This window comes from Zunongwangia sp. HRR-M8, assembly GCF_027594405.1.
In the GTDB taxonomy this organism is placed as follows: domain Bacteria; phylum Bacteroidota; class Bacteroidia; order Flavobacteriales; family Flavobacteriaceae; genus Zunongwangia.
This window is the reverse complement of the sequence record NZ_CP115161.1, coordinates 689,277-710,931: the sequence shown is the minus strand read 5'-3', so window position 1 is coordinate 710,931 and position 21,655 is coordinate 689,277. Positions and strand designations below refer to the sequence as shown.

Genomic DNA, 21,655 nt, shown 5'->3' with positions numbered 1-21,655 from the left:
TTATATTGAAAAATCAAGTTCAAAAATGCCCAATTTGGGTAGAACAAGTCGTTAGTCTTTAGACCTTAGTTTTAAAAGTTTTATGTTAATAGCAGCAAGCTTTTAGTGATCTACATCTACTCGTAAACTTCTATAGATATCATAACTGCTCTAATTTTTCTTCCCATTTACTATCGACCAAAAACTTTCTATAATCTTGAATAGTAAGCATATCCCGAATCGCCTGCTTTTTATCTTCTGCATTTTCATAATAGGATTTACAGATTTCATAACCAATCCAGTATCCTAAATCTGGATAGCTATCTTCTGAAGCTTTGCTATAATTGGCAATCCAGTTATTATAGCGATCATAATACATATCCTTTTTAAAATCTGCCCAAATTTGTTTTTCTTTTCCTTTGGCCCAGTCCACTATCTTCTTATTCGCATTTTCACCGCTAATTAATTCACCAATAAAATCTGCCATACCTTCTTTGATTGCGTAGCCAAGGGTAATGGTATCATTTTTTAAATCATTTTGCTGAAAATGGATTAATTCATGAGAAACGATATATGGAATATTTTCAGATTGATTCATTAATAATTTATCTCCAAAATCCAATTCTTCTGTATTTACATCTTCTCCATCACTCATTTGATTGATACCGATAAGTAAGCCCGATGAAGAAACGGTTCCTCCACTGGTAAAGGCTCCCATCACAAAATAAACATCCGGAAATTTTGCCGATGGGTAAATCTCCTTAAGTTCTTTAAAACTTTTTTGAATATCTTTTTTATAATCGTCTACCTTAAGTGTATTTTTTCGAATGGTTTTATAAAGTTTAGGATGGCTTTCAATATGTTTTACGAAGTATTTTTTAGAGCTTACTTTTAAACCCATATAATCTTCCATACCAGGACTGGCTTTTTCAAAATAATACTGATCGTAAATACGCAATGCATTATTAGAATTCTGCGCTAAATCGTAAGCCTCCCAAAAGTTATAGACATCCTGTACCACAATATTCGCCAATTCAGGGTCAGTATTATATGATTTCGGTTCTTTAACTTCATTCAATAATTTACTCCACCTTTCGTCCTTGTGTAAAATATTTAAATCTGAGTCTGAAGCAAGATGAGATTTGTTGTTCATCCCAAATCTAATCGCTTGTTTTAACATTATAAAAGAACTATCTACTTTTTGCTGTAAAGCCAAACAACAAGCAGCATTGTAGGCTGCTCCATTTTTCTGAACTTCAAAATCGGCAATTTCAATTAGCTTAATGTAATTTTTAGTTGCTGAACTATACTCTTTTTCCTGGTAATTTTTATCTGCTTCTTTTTTAATTCTGCCAGGATTTTCTTTCTCTTGCGCGTTTAATAAATGAACTGAAATTGAAACAAATAAAAAAAGTACTATTTTCTTCATGAGATGTTTTTTTTCTAAAGACGCCCAACTATCAAATTCGTTACAACTAAAAACGGCATTGACCAAATAATTTAATGCCTACGAGTTCTAACACAAATCAAAAACCAAATGCAACATCAGAAGCTGAACTCAGCATGACCAAACTTTACGGACGTTAGCGCTTCGTTAACTTTCAATTTTACGAGCAATTTTCGATAGGCCGGGTTTTCGATATACAATTTCTATTCTTACTCTACATTAGCACATCAACACATTATCAAATTAGCACATCTCCAAATTAGTCTCTTCTCTCTTGTCTATTTTCTAACAGCGAAGCGGTCTAACTAAGGCTTTCCATTCGCACATAAACACATTATCAAATCAGCACATTTTCAAATTGATCATTGTTTATTGAATCTTGATTTTTCCAACAGATCCGTTTTCCGTCGGAATCAATTCATATTCAAAATCGGGTTTTAAGCCTTTTTCTTTTCTATGCGAAACATATATAATCGCGGTATCACTTTGGGCTGCGATATGATTGATAAGATTTGTGATTTTTAAAGCACTTTTATCGTCCAGGGCAGTTGAAGGTTCATCCAGAATTAACAATGGCGGATGCTTAATCATTGCGCGTGCAATAAGTATCATTCGTTTTTCAAGATTGGACAGATCGTTAAAAATTTTTTTGGCTTTATCCTGAAAACCTAGAGTTTCTAACCACTGCTTAGCCAAAGCTTTTTGTTTATCTGTTGGTTTTTGATAAAGCCCAACACTATCAACCAATCCTGAAATTACCATATCTTCAACCGTATTTCTACGATTAAACAGTTCAGTTAAAGCGGGAGAAAAGTAACCGATTTTCTTCTTAATATCCCAAACCGATTCGCCACTTCCCTTTTTCTTTCCGAAGAGAAATAAATCCACGCCATAAGCTTTTGGATTATCGCCGTAAACCATGCTCAAAATTGTGGTTTTTCCTGAACCATTTGGCCCGGTAAGTTTCCAAAACTCGCCTCGCTTTATTTCCCAGCTGATATTGGACAAAATTGGGCGTTCTTCATAAGAAACATTTACCTTATTCATTTTGATCAGGCTTTCAGGAACATTTTCAAAAATCTTTGAAGCAGGCGGAATCGCTTTTATTTCCGATAAAATTCCTTTCTTATTTTTAATAAAATCGGCTTTATCTTTTAGCATACTTTTTCCGGAAGAATCGAAACTAAGCACCTTACCGATAAAAGGCAAAATATCATCTTCTCTTCTAAAGATCTGTAGCATTGTAAAGTTTTCTTTAACTTCAGCCAATCTTGATTTAAAATTAGCTACAGATTGCATATCCAAACAATCAAAAGGATCGTCTAAAATAAGGTATTCTGGCTCTTTTTTCAGTAGATATTCCAGTAAAGCTTTTCGTTTTTCACCGCTAGAAAATGTGCGTAAACTTCGATTTTCATCTTTGACTAAAATCGAGTTTCCATGCTTTTGATCTTCTTTTATAAAGTTTTGAAGAACAGCTTCAGAATGTTCATATCCTTTTTTATGCTGAAGTTCTTCGAATCCTTGTACTTTTCTACCTTTTCTAAGATCATCGATCAGTTTGGAAACCAACTTGTGATCTTCTGCATAAATTGCAATATGTGTCATAAATTAATTTAAATTCCTCAGCCAATCGGTTAATCGTTCACTCCAATTTTCTAGGTAATACATTCCATTTGCCAGCGAAAATCCGTGTCCACCTTCCGGGTAAATATGCATTTCAGTTTTCACGCCATTTTTTTGCAACGCTGAATACATTCGTAAACTGTTTGCTACCGGTACCGAGCCATCATCACTTGCATGCAAAATAAAAGTAGTTGGTGTATTCTCGTTTACTTGTAACTCGTTAGAAAATTGCTTTTCTAATTCCTTGCCGGGACTTTTACCCAAAAGATTATCATGCGAGCCTTGATGGGTAATTGCCGGATCCATACTGATTACCGGATAAATTAAAACCATAAAATCTGGACGAATTTCTTCTGAATCTGTACTATCTATTGCTGAATAAAAAGCGTCCTGAAAATGTGTCCCTAAAGTTGAAGCCAAATGCCCGCCAGCAGAGAAACCCATCACACCTACTTTATTTTTATCGATATTCCATGCTGAAGCATTTGCGCGAAACATCCTAATACCGCGTTGTGCATCTTGCAGTGGCGCTTTAAAATTTTCTTTTACTGAAGCTGAACCCGGTAATCTATATTTCAAGACTCCGGCTGCGATGCCTTTGGTATTTAAAAATTTAGCAATCTGCGTACCTTCCCAATCGTAAGCCAAGCCAGCATAACCGCCACCGGGACAAATTAAAACCGCCTGCCCGGTCGCGGTTTGCTTCACCGGAAGATAAACTTCTAAAGTAGGTTGTTGCACTTTGGAAATCCAAACCACATCACCATCATTAATTTCTTCTTTTTCTGAAGATTTTTGATAATTAGGCATTTCATTTTCTGGCCAAAGTGGTAAAGTTTGGATTTGTGCCGAAAGCGACAGACTTAAAAACAGGAATAAAATGCTAAGGATCCTCATAAGAAACTGAATTATTTAGCATAAATGTAATTAATATTATTAATTTTCTATCTGAATTAAATGCACTATTTGTTGTTACGGATCGATAGCTCTAGATACCGAATCCTAGCACGATTGTTCCAAACTTCACCCCATAAAATTCATCAATTAACAACTTCTAAATTGCCATTTTTAGTATTATATCATGCTGAAGGAGTTTGATTATTCTAATAAGAAATATTAGTTCTAGAAAAAAATTATCAACCGCTATCGGAAATTTTGGGATCTCATCATTATGAGATCCCGGGTCAATCCCGGTATGACGGGACTTTTAAGGCGTTTTTTCAGCAGTACGTCATGCTGAACTTGATTCAGCATCTCATTGCGCTTAAGAAATCTAAATTATTGAATTCGAATTGATTTTTTCAAACTCAGCATAATGAGATCCCGGGTCAAGCCCGGGATGACGATATTATTTATGAATCATAAAAGAGAATAATTATCAAAAAGTAGTTTTTTGGAAAAAACTTCAAAACTTTTACTGATATCCTGCCGCTTGCAGATTAAATAATTCGGCATATAATTTATCATTCTCCATCAATTCCCGGTGTGTACCAATTTCTAAAACTGCTCCGTTTTTCAATACCATAATTCGGTCGGCAATCCGTACCGTACTAAATCGGTGCGAAATAATTACGGCTGTTTTTCCTTTGGTGAGATTTATAAAACGATCAAAAGCTTCCGTTTCGGCTCGCGCATCTAAAGCTGAGGTTGGTTCATCTAAAATTAAAATCTCAGCATCTTTCATATAAGCCCTGGCAATCGCAATCTTTTGCCATTGTCCACCCGAGAGGTCTTTCCCTTGTTTAAAGCGCTTACCTAATTGCTGATCGAAACCTTTAGGTAAATCTGATATTACCTGATTTGCTAAACTTTTTTCGGCAGCAGCATCTAATTTTGTTTGATTTTGAATTTCCCGAATGTCGCCCATGGCGATGTTCTCTCTCAGCGTCAATTCAAACTTCACAAAATCCTGAAAAATTACTCCGAAGTATTGCTGATATTGAGTTTTATCGTATTGTGTTACCGGAATTCCTTCTAATATAATTTCGCCTTCTGTAGGTTCGTAAAACCTTAGCAATAATTTTATTAAGGTAGTTTTTCCGGCACCATTCTCTCCTACAAAAGCTAGTTTTTCACCGGCTCGTAATTCAAAATTAATATTTCGAACCACCCATTTATCTGATTTTGGATATTTAAAGCCTACATTTTTAAAAATAAAGCCGGTTTTTATTTTCTTCGGAAGTGGTAATCCATCGATTACTTCATTCTCGTATTTTAAATCAAGAAACTCAAAGTAGTCTTGAAGATAAAGCGCACTCTCGGTAATTGCGGTAAAACGAGTGAAAAATCCCTGCAATTTAGAGCGTAAACGATTAAACGACCCCGATAAAAACGTAAGATCACCAAGCGTAAAAACACCTAAAACGGTTCTATAGACAATTAGTAAATATGCTCCATAATAAGCTGAAGTTCCAATTACATTAAAAACAGACCCCCAACCTGCACGTTTTTTAGCTAGTTTTTTATTCGCTAAATAATATTGATCTGAAAGTGACTTAAACCGATTTGCCAAATATCCTGAAAGTCCGAATAACTTTACTTCTTTAGCCGTTACATCACTTGCTCCTGCATAGCGCAAATAATCGAGTTCTCGGCGTTCTTGCGTCCAACTTCTGGCCAGAGAATAACTGGTGCCGCTAAACTTGATTTCATTTAAAATGGTGGGAACGATAGAAACAACGAGTAAGATTAACAACCAGGGTTCAAAAACCACAACACCGGCAAGCAATGAAATAATTACAATTAGATCTTCGCCCTGAGTAAGAATATTCGACATCAATCCAACTCTTCCAGTGGTTTGGCGACGCGCTCTTTCCAACTTATCGTAAAATTCTGAATCCTCTAATTGATCTAAATTCAGTTCAGCTGTTTTTTCAATAATTTTTACTGAAGTATCTATCGAATATTGATCGCCAAGCAAAGCATCAGATAAAGAAACACCCCGACTTAAAAGATCTGATAGAATCGCCAGACCAAATTCCGAAGCAACAAATATCCATAATCTGGAAAGATCTTTTACCTCAGCATCAATCTGCACTACAACCTCATCGATTATGATCTTCCCGATCCACAATAAAGCCAAAGGAATTACCGCGCTTAAAACCCGGCTAGCAACATTGGCATAAAACAATGATGGATTCACTTTCCTGATCTCTTTAAAAAAGCGAGGCACAAATTTTAAAGAAGCAAAACTATCTTTAAGATTTATTTTATTGGGCTCTAAGGACTTTTTTGGTCTTGGCAATGACTTTGGTTTTAACTGCGTTCTTCAAAATGGTCTTTCAATTTACTAAAACCTTACTAGAACTGCGGAAATAAAAAAGCTCCGAAGAACGTATCCCGGAGCTTTTATGATTTGATTTTATAATAATTTATTCTTCGGCTACCTGATCGAGTAAAACCTCGATTCCTTTTTCCAGTTGCTGATCGCGACCTTCGCTAATCACACCAGGCATATTTTTCACGATAATATCTGGTTCGGTTTGATTGTTTTCCATCCATTCTCCAGCTTTATTTTTAGCACTTACAGGAACAACTCCCCAACGCGTACCGTCGGCAAGACCTTCCCAACCTGCGAAACTACAAGTTCCCGGTACCGGCATACCAATCGTTGTACCAATGTTAAGATCTGTATATCCACTCGCATAGCAATGCCCATCTGAATACATACTTTCATTGAAAAGTGAAAGCGTAGGTTTTGTCCATCGTGAAGTTGGCTCGCCGCCTACAACTTTAGCTTCCGTTTCGTAAGTGATAAAAGGCGTTCCTGTAAAGAATGCTGCAAGATCTGCTACCAGATCTCCACCGCCATTAAAACGTGTATCCACGATCACCCCTTCGGTTTCAAAATATTTACCCATCATATCTTCGTAGATCGAACGATAAGGCTCGTCGCTCATTCCAGGGATATGTACGTAACCTAATTTTCCATCAGATTTTTCTTCAACTTCTTTACGGTTAATACGTACAAAACGATTGTACAATAAACTGCGTTCTTCACCTAAAGAAATTGGCTTCATCGTAATTTGATTCGGCTCTTTGGCCTCAGGATCATTGATCTCTAACAACAAAAATTTATTGGCTTTATGATTCAGGTATTTAGCAATATCCTGATCGCTTTCTATCGTTTGCCCATCTATTGCGGTGATAATCATTCCCGCTTTGATATCATAAGCTGCTTTATCTAAAGGCCCGCCTTTAATGACTTCGGTAATTTTGATTCCGTCTTCTTTAAAATCATAATCCATAAAAATTCCTAAAGAAGCCGTTTCGTCTCCGTCGTCACTGCGATTACTATATCGAGCTCCCGAATGCGAAACATTTAGCTCTCCTAACATTTCAGAAAGCATTTCAGCAAACTCATATGAGTTCCCGATATGCGGAAGATATTTTTTATACTGAACATATAACGAATCCCAATTCTTTCCGTGGAATGTTGGTTCGTAGAAAATATTTTTTGTTCTTATATACACATGATCGAACATCTTTTCTCGTTCAGCGTCTTCGTCGTAATCCATATTTCCGGCGATCTTGATTCCTTCAGATTTACTTTTATCTACATCGATCTTAGAAATGTTTCCACCGCTTAATAAATAAAGATTCTCCTGTTTTTTATCCCAAACTAAACTTCCACCTCTGGAATTCAGTTTTACTGCCATTTTAGTTTCTCCGGTTCTAAGATTAGTTTCCCAAAGATTGTTTTTATCTTCAAAACTCGACAGGTAATAAATCTTTTCTCCGTCTTTAGAAAGTACCGCATCACTTAAGCTACTAGAATGCGTAGTAAGTCGTTTTTTGCGTTCTTCCAGGCCGTCCCAATCGAACTTAAGCTCTTCAACTTTTTTGTCTTTCTTGTCCTTCTTATCTTTTTTATCGTCCTTTTTGTCTTCGTCTTTATCTTCTTTCTGAGCTTCTTCAACAGCTTTCATTAGCTTATAATCTTCTTCAGACATATTGAATTTATCATAAGCATCCTGCGTAAAGAACATCGAATACACATCAGCTTCAGTTCTACCGCTGGTCGCATAACTTTTTAGTCCGTTTCGATTACTAAACCAAAGCATTTGCTTCCCATCGTTTACCCATTTAGGATTATAATCCTGGTAACCACTTTCGGTTAAATTTTCACGCTTACTGCCATCTGCGGCAAGTAATAAGACTTCATTATTACTTAGCAATTTTCCCCAGCTCATCAAAAGCCACTTGCTATCTGGGCTCCAGGTAAAATCTTTATCGCCATCGCTCATGGTAAATAGATCTTCAGGAGTTAAAAGATCAATTTCTTTACCTGAATCCAGATCTTTTACACGCAAAGTTCTTCTTCCTGAAATATACGCCAGCTTTTTACCATCTGGAGAATATTTTGGGATGTAACTATCAGTTTCTCCTTCGATAACCGGCTCTTCTTTTAGTAAGGTTGAAGCATAGAAAAAAGGCTCCTCTTTTCTTACAATTTCGGTTTTATAGATACTCCATTTTCCATCACGCTCGCTAGAATACACCACCGATTTTCCGTCTGGAGTGAACGACACAAAGCGCTCCTGGTTTGGCGTATTGGTTATTCTTTTTGTTAAAGATCCATCTACAGAAGTCACAAAAACCTCCCCGCGAGCGACAAAAGCGATTTCTTTACCGTTTGGAGATATTTCCATTTCGCGAACACCATCTCTAATATTTATATAATTATCGCTATTGTCTACAGATTGCGTTCTAATAGTTACATTCACTTTTTTAGGCTCGCTACCTTCTTTCATGGTGTATAATTCACCATCATAGCCAAAAGCTAAAACACCATTACCAAAACTTAAAAATCGAACCGGAAAATCTTTAAAATCGGTTAATTGCTCAGATTTTTCAGGGGTTTCTATTGATAGTTTATGAACATTAAAGTTGCCACTTTCTTCACTTAAGTAATATAAATTTTCTTCAGAATCATCAAAAATCGGCTGACGATCTTCTCCTTTAAACGAAGTGATCATCGTGTGTGTATCACTTTCAACATCGTATTTCCAAAGATCACGAGTTACCGAAGATACGTGGTGTTTACGCCATTCGTTCTCTCCGCCAACTTTATCATGATACACCATTGTTTTCCCATCTTCACTTACCTGAACATATTCTGCCGGGATCGTAAAAATCTGATCTACTCGCCCACCTTCAGCAGGAACGCTATATAATTCTGGTTGATAGCTGGTAGGAAACTGGCGGTGCTCCGCTAAATCCTGGCGAACAGCCCCAAAAATAACCGACTTATTATCTGCGGAAAAAGAATACGGATGCTCATCGTTACTGTGATACGTTAATCTTGTTGCCGGGCCGCCCAAAGCATCCATCACAAAAACATCAAAATTACCGTAGCGATCTGAAGCAAATGCCAATTGCTTACCATCCTTGCTCCAAACCGGCATATAATCGTGAGCTTTATGAAATGTGATTTGTTTTGCATCGCCACCACTCGCTGCAACTGTATATAAATTGCCTTTATACGTAAATGCAATGGTTTCACCATCTGGAGAAATAGATTGGTATCTAATCCATTTTGGGGTGACCTGAGCAAAACTTTGCCCAACAGCCAAAAGAATGGCAAAAATTGAAAAGAGAACTTTCTTCATGTTATGGATTGTTGTTTTTGAAGTTATTGACCTCTCAAAGATGCCAAAAAAAGCTGAGCTTTGAAATAGCAAGGCCTTACGGCAATTCACGCTTAAATGTAGGTATTATCAAAAACTTTTATTTTCAGCATAATTCTATAAAATCATTTCTCATTTTATAAAAAATTGGTTTTTAATTATTAATTCTGAATTTCTATAAGCAATAATCTCTATGTTAAAGCCAGCAAATATTTTTATTTTTACGGCATGAAAAATAGAAAGATCAAAAACAGCGAACTTAATCGTAAGTCGGTTGAAGAATTTAAAGAAGCTAAAAAAACGCCAATTATTGTTATTTTGGATAATATTAGAAGCTTAAATAATATTGGATCTGTGTTTAGAACTGCCGATGCGTTTTTGATTGAAAAAATCTATTTATGCGGAATCACTGCAAAACCACCACACAAAGACATTCAGAAAACGGCCCTTGGTGCTACAGAAACCGTAGTTTGGGAACATGTTGAAGATACTTTAGAATTAGTAGAAAAACTTAAGAAAGAAAACACAAAAGTTTTCGCTATTGAACAAGCTGAAGGTGCCGTAATGCTAAACAATTTTAAACCTGAAATGGGCGAAAAAATTGCGGTAGTTTTTGGTAATGAAGTTAAAGGAGTGCAACAAAAAGTAGTCTCAGCAAGCGATGGCGTTATTGAAATTCCGCAAGCCGGAAGCAAACATTCGCTAAATATTTCGGTAAGTACGGGAGTTATTCTTTGGGATCTGTATTCTAAACTAAAATTTCAGGATTAGAACGCTGCGCTGCTAGACCTTAGAGGTGAGATTATAGAGGTGAGATTTCAGAAAATAAAGAAAAGACGAGAGCGTCAAGATGCAGGAATCAAGATGAAAATTTTTGAATTCTGAATGATGACTATTGAGTTTACAATTACTATTTATAAGTAGTATACAAAACGGCCTACCGAAAATTACTCGTAAAATTGGAAGTAAGAGAAGCGTCTTAATTTTAGGCTGTCTGAGCGATAGCGAGTTTCTAAAATTCAGCTTCCGAACGTACAATTTAGAGTAAGTTTAGTAAGCCTAGACTTTTTTGTTTCTTTTTTCGGCAATGGAAAAAAGAAAATGAATGAATCCAAATAAACCTATTTTTTCTTCATGCTGAACTTGATTCACCATCGCATCCAACATAATTAGATTCCGTATCAAGCACGGAAAGACGACCACTGTAAATTGGTATCTGTAATCTACAAATCAATCTCCGCTAACAGCTTCAAATAATCGTTACGGTTATTTACAAAATCCAGTTCAGAAATATCGATAATCTGGACTTTCATATTGGTTTGAGACTTTATAAAAGAGAGATAACTTTTATTGATATTCATTAAATAATCGGGCTGAATATTCTGTTCGTATTCCCGCCCTCGTTTTTTTATATTCTGAAGTAAACGCTCGGTATTTTGATACAGATAAATGTACAAATCGGGCTTCACCAACTCTTTATACATCAGATGAAATAACTTTTGGTAGAGTGAATATTCATCTTCTGCCAAGGTAATTTTTGCAAAAATAAGCGATTTAAAAACATCGTAATCTGAAATCACAAAGTCTTTAAACAAATCGTATTGCGCAAGATCATCAGACAATTGTTGATACCGATCGGCCAGAAAAGACATTTCCAGAGAAAATGCATAACGCTCCTGATCTTCGTAGAATTTCGGTAAAAAAGGATTGTCTTTAAAACGTTCTAAAATCAACTTCGCATTAAAATCTTGCGAAACCATCGTGGAGAAACTGGTTTTCCCGGCACCAATATTTCCTTCAACTGCAATGTAATTACAAGAACTAAATTTATTCGCAATCTTTGGCGTTTCTAGCTTTGCATCGATCTTAGTTAATTTAGCTTCATCTTTTACTTCCAACAATAATTGCTGAATTTTCTTTTTTAAAACCGGATGCGTTTCGTTCGCAGCTATATCATTTAAAGGCTGCAATACAAAACGTCGATTCTGTATTTGTGGATGCGGCAATGTTAGTATTTCGGTTTCACTAACTTCATCTTCAACCAGTAAAACATCCAGATCTAAAGTTCGATTTTGGTAATTTTTAGAATCACTTCTTTTTCTTCCAAAATGAGCTTCAATCGCTAATAACTTCCGCAGCACATCTTCCGCAGAAAAACGTGTAGAAACCGCAATACAGGCATTAAGAAATGCATTTCCAGAAAAACCCCAGGCTGGCGTCTCATAAACCGAAGAAATCTGAACGATCTCACCAATCTCTTCAAAAATCTTACCTATGGCATTTTGTAAAATCTCAAAACGCTCTCCTTCATTGCTTCCCAGCGCTATATGTACTATCTTAGGGGATTTCAAACTTTAATTAAGAAAATTTTAATAAGGGATCTGCTATAATTTCACAGCAAATTAAGCAAAACAAAAGCACATACCCTTAATTTTGCGAGGAAGTCTTTTAAAAAAATAATTTGGCCAAATTGAAGCTTAAAGATAAACTAACAGCGTATCGATTTTATTTGATTTTAGCGTCTTTGTTTATTGCATCCCTGGTAGTTTCTAATTTAATATTTCAAAAATTTTTTAGTTGGGATTTTTTCGGAATTTACAAATTTGAAATTTCAGTGGGTATTTTACCTTATCCGGTCACTTTTTTGATCACGGACATTATTAGCGAAGTATACGGTAAAAAGAAAGCCAACCAAGTAGTTACCGCAGGAATTTTTGCATCGCTCTTTTCTTTACTGATTATTTACACGGCAAATGCTGTTCCGGCAACAGATTGGTCACCAATTGGAGACGCGCTCTTCACTAAAGTTTTTGGTGCTACCGCCATTGCTGTGATAGCTTCGATGCTTGCATATCTATTTGCCCAATATATCGATATTCAGCTTTTTCATTTTTGGAAAAAACTGACTAAAGGAAAACATCTTTGGCTTAGGAATAATTTCTCGACTTTCTTATCTCAGTTTGTAGATACGGCTTCGGTTCTTATTTTGTTATGTAGCTTTAACAAAATTGAATGGGATAAATTTGGTGTTCTATTACTTAGCGGATTTCTGTTTAAAGTAATTGTAGCCATTTGCGACACACCATTTCTATATCTTGCTGTCTATGGCATTAGAAAACGTTTTAAATTAGTTGAAGGAGAAGAACTTACACTAGAGGAATAACTAAGTTTAACCAAAACTTAGCACATTACAAAAACGACTTACAAAACTGATCTGACTATGAAAAAAGTTTTTAAAATTATAGGAATCACACTGCTGGTGATTGTATTGTTACTAATCGCAGCTCCATTTATATTTTCATCACAAATTGAAGATTTCGTCAAAAAAACCATCAACGATAATGTAAACGCCAAAGTAGAATTTGCAGATTTAGATTTAAGTTTATTCCGAAGTTTTCCACAAGCCACAGTAGTCCTTAGCGATGTTAGCGTTATAAACAATGCGCCTTTTGAAGGCGATACACTTGCTGATGTTGAAGAGCTAACATTAGAGATGAGCATTAAAGAACTTTTTAAAGGCAATGATGAAGCTAAAAAAATTGATGAATTTAAAATCAACAATGCTTACCTAAATATTTTGGTAGACTCTTTGGGAAAAGCCAATTACGATATTGCAAAAGTAGATACTACAGCAACAAATAAAACTACTCCACCAGATACAACAGGCGGATTAATTTTAGACCTGCAACATTACGAAATCAATAATTCCCGATTAAATTATATCGATAAAGGCGCTAAAATGGCCTTGCGATTAGAAGAATTAAACCATAGCGGAACCGGAGATTTTTCGCTCGATCAAACCGAATTAGATACCGATACTGAAGCCATAGTTTCTTTCGAATTTGATAGTATTAATTATTTAAACCGAAATAAAGTAGCGCTAGATGCTGTGCTTCAAATGGATTTAGAAAATATGAAATATACGTTTCTAGAAAATGAAGCAAAAATAAATCAATTACCGCTTACTTTTGATGGTTTTGTACAAGTTGATGGTGATAATACCAATATCGACTTAACATTCAAAACACCTTCGTCTGACTTTAAAAACTTCTTGGCGGTAATCCCGGAGGTGTATGCGAAAAATATCGAAAATGTTGAAACTAAAGGTGATTTTGTGGTAAACGGCATGATTAAAGGAACTGCTAACGACACCTATATTCCGAAATTAGATATTTCAGTAACCTCAAATAATGCTTCATTTAAATATCCCGATTTACCAAAAAGTGTAGAAGACATTAATCTTGATCTTCGGGTTTTAAATGAAACCGGAATTGTAGAAGATACCTATTTAACCTTCAACAATGTAAAATTCAGAATCGATCAAGATCGTTTTGCAGCTAACGGAAGTGTAAAAAACTTAATGGGCAATATGCTTGTTGATCTTGATCTGGATGGAACGCTAAATTTAGCCAATCTCGATAAGGCCTATCCGCTAGATATGGATTTAGATTTAAACGGAATTTTAACGGTAGATGCTTCAGCCAATTTCGATATGAATAGTATCGAAAAAGAACAATACCAGAATGTAAAAAGTAGTGGTACGGCAAGTATTAAAAACTTTAGTTATAAATCTCCGGAAATTCCGAACGAAGTAAAAATATCAAGCGCTAAAGTAAACTTGGCTCAGGGTAATGTTTCGGTTCCTGAATTAAATTTAACTACCGGCCAAACCGATCTGCAAGCAAACGGAACTATACAGAATTTGATGGGATTCCTGTTTACTGATCAAAAATTAAAAGGAGACTTCAACGTAAAATCGAATACTTTTGCAGTGAACGATTTTATGGTGGCACAAACCGAAGAGAAGCCTGCGGAAACTTCCGAAGAAAATACTGCTGAAACGCCTAAAACCGAAAAAGTAGCCACTGGCGAAGAGGCTATAAAAATCCCATCTTTTCTTGATGTAGCCCTTACTTTTAATGCTAACAACATTTTATACGATAACTTGAAGCTTACCAATGCCAAAGGTAAAGTGATTATTCGCGACGAAACCGCTACGCTGCAAAATATCACTTCAGATATATTCGGCGGAAAAATTGCCTTAAACGGAAATGTTTCTACCAAAACACCAACGCCTACTTTCGACATGTCGTTAGATTTGAATGCGATTAGTATTGCTGAATCTTTCAATGGATTAGAGTTAATGCAAGGCCTAGCGCCAATTGCCAATGCACTACAAGGAAAAATTCAGACTAACTTAAAACTCAACGGTAACCTAAATAACGACCTAACCCCAATATTAACAAGTTTAGCCGGTGATGCTTTGGCTCAAATTTTAACGGCAGATATCGATTCTAAAAAAATGCCGCTTTTATCAAAATTAGACGATCAAATTAATTTTATTGATTTAGATAAAATTGATTTGAGTAATCTGAAAACTAAATTAACTTTTGATAATGGTGCGGTGAATATCCAACCTTTCGATTTCAAGATTAAAGATATTCTGGTAAAAATTTCAGGGAGCCACGGGTTTGATATGAATATGAATTATAAATTGGATCTGGATGTTCCAGCAAAATATTTAGGAAACCAAGTAAGTAGTACGTTAAGCAAACTTAGCGGATCGAGTCTTGAAAATACAATGGTTGAAATTCCGGTAGGTTTAAACGGAACTTTCCAAAGTCCAAAAATCAACCTGAATATGCAACAGGCAATTACCAGCTTGACCCAGAAAATTGCAGAAGAACAAAAGGATAAGCTGAAAGAAAAAGGCACTAATGCTTTAAATGATCTTATTAATAAACAATTAGGAAAAAATAGACAGGATAATACAGCTACTACAGACAGTACCGGTACAGCAAAACCTACGAAAACTGCAGACACCACAAAAACTCAGGAGAAAAAAATCGAAGATGCTGCTAAATCAATCTTAGGCGGACTTTTAAATAAGAATAAAAAGAAGAAAGATACTGCGCAGTAGAGCAATGAGCAGAAAAAAGAAAACCCGCTAAGATTTTTAGAATTTTAGCGGGTTTTCTTTTTTGGGACTATCTCAAAAACTGTGTAAGTAGAAAATATCGGGGTTTGCAAACCCCGATATTTTTTTAATCTTGCCTGTAATTTCAGGCCTCTAATATTTACACAGTAATGAAAAAAGAAGATTTATTTGACGATGATTTTTTAAAGCAGTTCAAATCCGGAGAAGAACTCAGTAATTTCCTAAAACAACTCCAAAAGCGTGGTCTGGAAAAAATGCTGGAAGGTGAGCTTGATGGTCACCTTGATTACGAGAAAAACCAGCGATCTAAAGAAGGTAATACCCGCAACGGCTATTCCCAGAAGAAGGTTCGCAGTTCCTATGGAGAAGATTCTATAAAGGTTCCAAGAGACAGGGACGGATCCTTTAATCCCATGATTGTTCCAAAGCGGCAGAATATGGTTGATGGAATCGAGAATGTAATTGTCTCTCTTTATGCCAAAGGAATGAGCAATAGTGATATCGAAGAACAGATCTCTGAAGTCTATGGTTTTGATGTTTCTACTTCCACCATATCCCGAATAACTGACCGGATTAGCAATGATATTGTCGCCTGGCAGAACCGCCCTTTAGAGCCGGTTTATCTTATTGTCTGGATGGATGGGATTGTGTTTAAGGTACGAGAGAACTCCAAGGTAGTCAACAAAACGATTTATATCGCAGTAGGTCTTAGGAGGGATGGAAAGAAAGAGGTTCTTGGCCTATGGCTGGGTAAGAATGAATCTGCGGCTTTTTGGATGAGCGTACTTACTGATATGAAAGCCCGTGGTGTGGAGGATATTCTGATCACCGCTACAGATAACCTGAATGGATTTACCGATACCATTAGAAACGTATTCCCGGAATCCAGAACGCAAATATGTGTAGTCCACCAGATCAGGAATGCTTGCAGGTATGTGGTCTGGAAAGATAAAAAAGCCTTTACAAAGGATATGAAGCTCATCTATGATGCTCCGACCAAACAGGCCGCAGAAGCTGCCCTAGAGGATTTTGCACGCAATTGGAATGACAAGTATTCCTATGCTATTAAAAGCTGGAGAGACAACTGGGAAGATCTTACAGTTTTCTATGAATTCCCACTCGAGATCAGGCGTATCATTTACACCACCAACCTGATTGAAAATTTAAACGGTAAGATCAGGAAGTACACCAAGAATAAATTATCCTTCCCAACAGATGATGCTGTTATGAAATCAGTATATTTGGCATTAAGGGAAGCCACAAAAAAGTGGACTATGCCGGTTAGAAACTGGGGAATTATCCTCAATCAGTTCTTAACTATATATGAAGAAAGGGTTCGACTTTAAGTAATAAAGCCAAACCCCCTTATTTAAAACTTACACACTTTACGGGATAGTGTCTCTTTTTTCAATATTTAGTGTTTATTTGATCATTATCGCATTTGCCTTTGCGATATTAGCAGCTGTTTTGGTGACAAATTTCACTAATATAATGCTATCATCTTTTTTAGTAGTCGGGATCTTCTTTACCATTAATTTTAGAAGATAATTTTTATCTATTTTACAAATAGTATAATCTACATCTAAAAACTCCTCGTCAATTTGAACCACAATTGGATCTTCAATATCTATCTGTTCTGAAATAATACTTTTTATGGATACATATTCAGGTTGATATTCGTCTATATAGGTAATAATTATTTTACCATCAAAATGAACGCTATCGAGGATAAAAGGCTCTTTCTCGACTTTAAGACTTTCAATATTATCTGGATTTAATGTTGCGTATAATGTCTGATTTCCTATAAATTGATCTTCTATAAACAGAGCGACCTGATCTTCTGCATTTGCACTCTTCAATAGATTAACGACTTCCATTTTGGAGTCTTCAGAATACTTTTTTTTGTGGATGTTCCATTTCCTGTCCAAAAAGCACAGAAGTTGCAAATAACAACTGGACAAGATTCGATAACTTCAGCATAAATCTTGTTTATTAGTTTAAACAGCAAAAATTATTGCTTTATTTTCTTAATTACTTTGCAAGGATTTCCGGCAGCAAAAACATCATCAGGAATATCTTTAGTAACTACACTTCCAGCACCTATCACAGCGCGATTCCCGATTTTCACACCTGGACAGATAGTCACGTTACCACCAACCCAAACATCGTCACCAATTTCAATAGCTTTTGAAAATTCTAAAAGCGAAGCTCTTTCTTTTGCTTTTAAAGGATGTGAAGCTGTATAGATTTGCACATTGGGACCAAACATACTTCTATCACCAATACTCACTTCCATGCCATCTAAAATTATACAATTAAAATTGAAGTAAACACTATCTCCAGTTTTGATATTATATCCGTAATCACAAAAAAAAGGCGGCTGAACAACTAATTCTTTTCCACCATTCGGAATCAAATCCCGTAAAACAGCAGTTAGTTTTTCCGTCTGATCTTCGGGAATAGAATTATATTTTTTTATCAGCTCCCGAGCTCTCATACGCTCCTTCGTCAGCTCTGCATCACCGGCAAAATATAATTCGCCGGAAAGCATTTTCTCTTTTTGTGATTTCATATTTTGGTTTTAAGCGACTTTAAGTTCTACCACAAAACCTTCATGGGCTCTAACGTTAAAAGCAGTTCCATCTTCAAATAATAAATATTGACCTTTTATACCCATTAATTTTCCCTGATAAAATGGTGATTTTGTAAGATTCAGCGTTTTAATTTTTGGTGAAAATTGCTTGACAGGAAACTTAATTTCGGTTTCTTTTTGATCGGCTAAATAATAGGCTTTGGCTTCTTCAGGAATAAAATCTTTCAATTTTTCTCGCTCTTCTTCCAGATTCAAATCTAAAATATCATTGGTAAGCATTTTTCGCCAGTTTGTTTTATCAGAAACATGCGCTTTTAGAGCAATTTCTGTAATCCCGGCCAAATACCTGTTAGGAACTTCAACAATTTCAATTGCTTCGTGTGCTCCCTGATCGATCCATCGTGTGGGCACCTGAGTTTTACGAGTCACGCCTACTTTTACATTACTCGAATTTGCTAAGTACACAATATGTGGCGTTAGCTGCACTCTTTTTTCGTATTCTAAATCTCGATCTTCCAGATCTAAATGTGCTTTACTTAGTTCTGGCTTCATGATCCATTCCCCGGCTTGCGGAATCGAGCTAAAACAATCATAACAAAAACCCTGTCTAAAAATTTTCTTTTGTTGCCCACAGTTAAGGCATTGAAAACGTAGAAAATTTAAACTTAAGTTTTTCTCTAGAAGTTGATTCATATTCAAAAAATCGTTCTCAAAATCTAGATAATATTCTACATTTTCCAACAGTTCTGTTTTCATTTTGGTGAGCACACCTTCGTATCTCATATCTTTTTCATTATTTTTAACTGATGCGTTTTTGCAGGCTTCAAAGTTTCGGTTATTTTTAACCTACCAACCAAAAAGCTCTGTAAAGAGTTGATAAATATATAATAAATAAATGCCAATTCCATTAGTAAATTCCATTGCTTCATGGTTTCTTAAGAAGCGTATTCACCAGATGGAATTATTTATAAAATACCCTCACGATGTACAGGATGAGCTTTTAAAAGGACTTATTTATAAAGCTAAAAACACAGAGATTGGTAGAAAATATGCCTTTTCTGAAATCAAATCCTATAAGGATTTCGCTTCTCGTGTTCCTTTACATTCTTACGAAAATTATTATGAAGCTATTGAAAGAAGTCGGTTAGGAGAAAATAACATTTTTTGGCCAACACCTATAAAATGGTTTGCAAAATCTAGTGGAACTACAAACGCTAAAAGTAAATTTATCCCAGTAAGCGAGGATTCTTTAGAACATTGCCATTATGCCGCTGGTAAAGATTTGCTTTGCATGTATTTAAACAATAATCCCGGCTCTCAATTTTTCACAGGAAAAAGTTTACGCTTAGGCGGAAGTAAAGAAATCTATAAAGAAAACGGAACAAGTTTTGGAGATCTTTCGGCCATTCTTATCGATAATATGCCATTTTGGGCCGAGTTTAGTAGCACGCCAAGCAACGAAGTTTCTTTGATGCACGATTGGGAAACTAAAATGGATGCGATTGTGCGAGAAACTATCAAAGAAAATGTAACCAGTCTTGCCGGAGTTCCTTCCTGGATGCTGGTTTTACTAAATAATGTTTTAGAACATACCGGTAAAGAAAGCATTTTTGAAGTTTGGCGCAATATTGAAGTTTATTTTCATGGTGGTGTTAGCTTTGATCCTTATGCAGCTCAGTATCAAAAAATCTTACCTAACGAAGATTTTAGATATTACGAAATTTATAATGCTTCAGAAGGTTTTTTTGCCTGCCAGGATCAAAATGATAACAAAGATTTGCTGTTAATGTTAGACTACGGAATATTCTATGAATTTATTCCTATGCATACCTACGGAAGCAATGAGGAAGAAATTATACCACTTTCTGAAGTTGAAATTGGTAAAAATTACGCCATCGTTATTACAACCAATGCAGGTCTATGGCGCTATAAAATTGGCGACACGGTTCGTTTTACCTCTACCAGTCCCTATCGCATAAAAGTATCTGGAAGAACAAAACATCACATTAACGTTTTTGGTGAAGAATTGATTATAGAAAATGCTGAAACTGCACTAAAAAAAGCATCGCTTACCAACAATTGCGAGATCGTAGATTACACTGCCGCCCCGGTTTTTATGGATGGTAAAGAAAAAGGAGCGCACGAGTGGATTATCGAGTTTAAGCATCCGCCAAAATCGATGTCGGAATTTAATGAAGATCTAGACCAGGCATTACAACAAGTAAATAGTGATTACGAGGCGAAGCGCTATTTAAATATGACACTTAATGCGCCTAAGATTCATGTAGCAAGAGAAAAGTTATTTCACGATTGGTTGAAGAAAAACGGTAAACTAGGTGGACAACATAAAATCCCGCGATTATCGAACTCTAGAGATTATGTGGAGGAATTGTTAGGGATGATGTAGGCGATTATTTAATAGTTCACGTTTTACAGTTATCAGTAAGCAGTGGCAGTAGGCAGTTTTCTTCAATATTCAATAAACAATTAGCGATTATTAGAAGAGTTTTTAGCTTTTCGTTCTCAGAGAGCGGCCTTCAACTAATTTTAAATTGTCGTCGTTCCGGACTTGATCCGGAATCTCATATTATATTGTAAAGCAAATTAAAGTGATAAGACCCTGAATGAAGCTCATATTAACCATACCTCATTATGACTTATTGCAAACATTCAATTTTGGATTTACAAGTCGAAGCAAAGAATAAATCTACCGGCGAAGTTCGAATATATAATATTCTAGGTTTTTTCTTTGATAATGGCTTTCTAAAATTCAAAATGATGATTTTCAAATAAAAACCTTTAAGTAATTCAGCAATAAAAAGCTTTAAAACTCACGTATTTTCTATATTTTAGTTTTAAATATTAGCTTTAACCGTGAATTATCTAAAACAACAAAATATGCGAAAATCCTTACTATTTCTTATTCCAGTTTTAATTTGCCTAATATCAGTTGGATGCGGTAAAGATTCTAAAGAAATATCACTTACTGAATTTAAAGAAGAAATTTTACCTTCCGAAGAAATCGAGAAAGTGGTAATCGAAGATCGCGAAGATATATTCATTTATACTTCAGAAAAGGCACCTTATAAACTTAAGGCTAGCGAAATAGGTAATATCGAAGAATTTATAGATAATTTACACTCTCAGCAAGAAAATATAGATATCACCTATAATACAAATGTTACTAATACAGGAATATTATTATGGCAACTTTTTAATCTTCTTGTTCCCATCCTCTTACTTATTCACATTATATTATTGTGGATTTCATTAAGAAAGGTCATTAAATCTACAGCTGGAGATTTAGAAAAAATCCTATATGCTATGATTTCAATACTCGTTCCTTTTTTTGGACCTATTATTTATCTTACTACGAAACGAAGATGACAATCTAAAAACAAAAAACCGGCATTCTGAAAAATCAAAATGCCGGTTGAATTTAT

The 21,655-nt window shown here is 35.5% G+C and carries 15 protein-coding genes; 6 read left to right on the top strand and 9 right to left on the bottom strand.

What is annotated here, in order from left to right; all coding sequences use genetic code 11:
• Positions 1 to 139: 139 nt before the first annotated feature.
• The 5 genes from PBT89_RS03105 to PBT89_RS03085 all read right to left on the bottom strand — a co-directional run bounded on the left by PBT89_RS03105 (position 140) and on the right by PBT89_RS03085 (position 9,663).
• A complete protein-coding gene (locus PBT89_RS03105) occupies positions 140 to 1,408 on the bottom strand; it encodes a gliding motility protein GldB-related protein (protein ID WP_270063348.1) in 1,269 nt (422 codons plus the stop codon).
• Positions 1,409 to 1,795: 387 nt separating this feature from the next.
• Entirely contained in the window at positions 1,796 to 3,034 is a 1,239-nt protein-coding gene (locus tag PBT89_RS03100) for an ATP-binding cassette domain-containing protein (protein WP_270063347.1), read from the bottom strand.
• Positions 3,035 to 3,037: 3 nt separating this feature from the next.
• Positions 3,038 to 3,949 (bottom strand): alpha/beta hydrolase, encoded by a 912-nt coding sequence (locus PBT89_RS03095; protein WP_270063346.1) that lies wholly within the window; start codon positions 3,947 to 3,949, stop codon positions 3,038 to 3,040.
• A 517-nt stretch (positions 3,950 to 4,466) separates the two neighbouring features.
• Positions 4,467 to 6,296, bottom strand: a complete 1,830-nt coding sequence (locus PBT89_RS03090; RefSeq protein ID WP_270063345.1) for an ABC transporter ATP-binding protein — start codon at positions 6,294 to 6,296, stop codon at positions 4,467 to 4,469.
• Positions 6,297 to 6,423: 127 nt separating this feature from the next.
• Positions 6,424 to 9,663 (bottom strand): S41 family peptidase, encoded by a 3,240-nt coding sequence (locus PBT89_RS03085; protein WP_270063344.1) that lies wholly within the window; start codon positions 9,661 to 9,663, stop codon positions 6,424 to 6,426.
• Between the two features lie 246 nt (positions 9,664 to 9,909).
• On the opposite strand from PBT89_RS03085, the gene PBT89_RS03080 reads away from it, so the two are divergent.
• Complete coding sequence (locus PBT89_RS03080; RefSeq protein WP_270063343.1) at positions 9,910 to 10,452, top strand: RNA methyltransferase; 543 nt, start codon at positions 9,910 to 9,912, stop codon at positions 10,450 to 10,452.
• 452 nt (positions 10,453 to 10,904) lie between these two features.
• Here the strand turns inward: PBT89_RS03080 and folK are convergent, their stop codons facing one another.
• The gene (folK, locus tag PBT89_RS03075; RefSeq protein WP_270063342.1) at positions 10,905 to 12,032 is read right to left on the bottom strand and encodes a 2-amino-4-hydroxy-6-hydroxymethyldihydropteridine diphosphokinase; all 1,128 of its coding nucleotides are present in this window, start codon (positions 12,030 to 12,032) and stop codon (positions 10,905 to 10,907) included.
• A 110-nt stretch (positions 12,033 to 12,142) separates the two neighbouring features.
• Between folK and PBT89_RS03070 the strand changes: the two genes are divergently transcribed.
• The 3 genes from PBT89_RS03070 to PBT89_RS03060 all read left to right on the top strand — a co-directional run bounded on the left by PBT89_RS03070 (position 12,143) and on the right by PBT89_RS03060 (position 16,965).
• On the top strand, positions 12,143 to 12,844 hold the full coding sequence (locus tag PBT89_RS03070) for a queuosine precursor transporter (protein WP_270063341.1): 702 nt from the start codon (positions 12,143 to 12,145) through the stop codon (positions 12,842 to 12,844).
• Between the two features lie 57 nt (positions 12,845 to 12,901).
• Positions 12,902 to 15,601, top strand: coding sequence for an AsmA-like C-terminal region-containing protein (locus PBT89_RS03065; protein ID WP_270063340.1), 2,700 nt, complete (start codon positions 12,902 to 12,904; stop codon positions 15,599 to 15,601).
• Between the two features lie 167 nt (positions 15,602 to 15,768).
• Positions 15,769 to 16,965: an IS256 family transposase gene (locus tag PBT89_RS03060; RefSeq protein ID WP_270061650.1), complete on the top strand. Its 1,197-nt coding sequence runs from the start codon at positions 15,769 to 15,771 to the stop codon at positions 16,963 to 16,965.
• Between the two features lie 75 nt (positions 16,966 to 17,040).
• Here PBT89_RS03060 and PBT89_RS03055 read toward each other — a convergent pair whose 3' ends face one another.
• The 3 genes from PBT89_RS03055 to PBT89_RS03045 all read right to left on the bottom strand — a co-directional run bounded on the left by PBT89_RS03055 (position 17,041) and on the right by PBT89_RS03045 (position 18,995).
• Positions 17,041 to 17,496 (bottom strand): hypothetical protein, encoded by a 456-nt coding sequence (locus tag PBT89_RS03055; RefSeq protein WP_270063339.1) that lies wholly within the window; start codon positions 17,494 to 17,496, stop codon positions 17,041 to 17,043.
• A gap of 134 nt (positions 17,497 to 17,630) precedes the next feature.
• A complete protein-coding gene (locus tag PBT89_RS03050) occupies positions 17,631 to 18,191 on the bottom strand; it encodes a sugar O-acetyltransferase (protein WP_270063338.1) in 561 nt (186 codons plus the stop codon).
• Positions 18,192 to 18,200: 9 nt separating this feature from the next.
• Positions 18,201 to 18,995 (bottom strand): DUF2797 domain-containing protein, encoded by a 795-nt coding sequence (locus tag PBT89_RS03045; protein WP_270059220.1) that lies wholly within the window; start codon positions 18,993 to 18,995, stop codon positions 18,201 to 18,203.
• Positions 18,996 to 19,107: 112 nt separating this feature from the next.
• Between PBT89_RS03045 and PBT89_RS03040 the strand changes: the two genes are divergently transcribed.
• A complete protein-coding gene (locus PBT89_RS03040; protein ID WP_270063337.1) occupies positions 19,108 to 20,619 on the top strand; it encodes a GH3 auxin-responsive promoter family protein in 1,512 nt (503 codons plus the stop codon).
• A gap of 491 nt (positions 20,620 to 21,110) precedes the next feature.
• Complete coding sequence (locus PBT89_RS03035) at positions 21,111 to 21,599, top strand: ATP-dependent metallopeptidase FtsH/Yme1/Tma family protein (RefSeq protein ID WP_270063336.1); 489 nt, start codon at positions 21,111 to 21,113, stop codon at positions 21,597 to 21,599.
• The last annotated feature ends 56 nt before the right edge of the window (positions 21,600 to 21,655 follow it).

Bases quoted from the DNA above. Each gene is read 5' to 3' on its own strand.
- PBT89_RS03105 (WP_270063348.1), bottom strand. From the start codon at position 1,408: ATGAAGAAAATAGTACTTTTTTTATTTGTTTCAATTTCAGTTCATTTA.
- PBT89_RS03100 (WP_270063347.1), bottom strand. From the start codon at position 3,034: ATGACACATATTGCAATTTATGCAGAAGATCACAAGTTGGTTTCCAAA.
- PBT89_RS03095 (WP_270063346.1), bottom strand. From the start codon at position 3,949: ATGAGGATCCTTAGCATTTTATTCCTGTTTTTAAGTCTGTCGCTTTCG.
- PBT89_RS03085 (WP_270063344.1), bottom strand. From the start codon at position 9,663: ATGAAGAAAGTTCTCTTTTCAATTTTTGCCATTCTTTTGGCTGTTGGG.
- PBT89_RS03080 (WP_270063343.1), top strand. From the start codon at position 9,910: ATGAAAAATAGAAAGATCAAAAACAGCGAACTTAATCGTAAGTCGGTT.
- PBT89_RS03065 (WP_270063340.1), top strand. From the start codon at position 12,902: ATGAAAAAAGTTTTTAAAATTATAGGAATCACACTGCTGGTGATTGTA.
- PBT89_RS03060 (WP_270061650.1), top strand. From the start codon at position 15,769: ATGAAAAAAGAAGATTTATTTGACGATGATTTTTTAAAGCAGTTCAAA.
- PBT89_RS03055 (WP_270063339.1), bottom strand. From the start codon at position 17,496: ATGGAAGTCGTTAATCTATTGAAGAGTGCAAATGCAGAAGATCAGGTC.
- PBT89_RS03050 (WP_270063338.1), bottom strand. From the start codon at position 18,191: ATGAAATCACAAAAAGAGAAAATGCTTTCCGGCGAATTATATTTTGCC.
- PBT89_RS03045 (WP_270059220.1), bottom strand. From the start codon at position 18,995: ATGAGATACGAAGGTGTGCTCACCAAAATGAAAACAGAACTGTTGGAA.
- PBT89_RS03040 (WP_270063337.1), top strand. From the start codon at position 19,108: ATGCCAATTCCATTAGTAAATTCCATTGCTTCATGGTTTCTTAAGAAG.
- PBT89_RS03035 (WP_270063336.1), top strand. From the start codon at position 21,111: ATGCGAAAATCCTTACTATTTCTTATTCCAGTTTTAATTTGCCTAATA.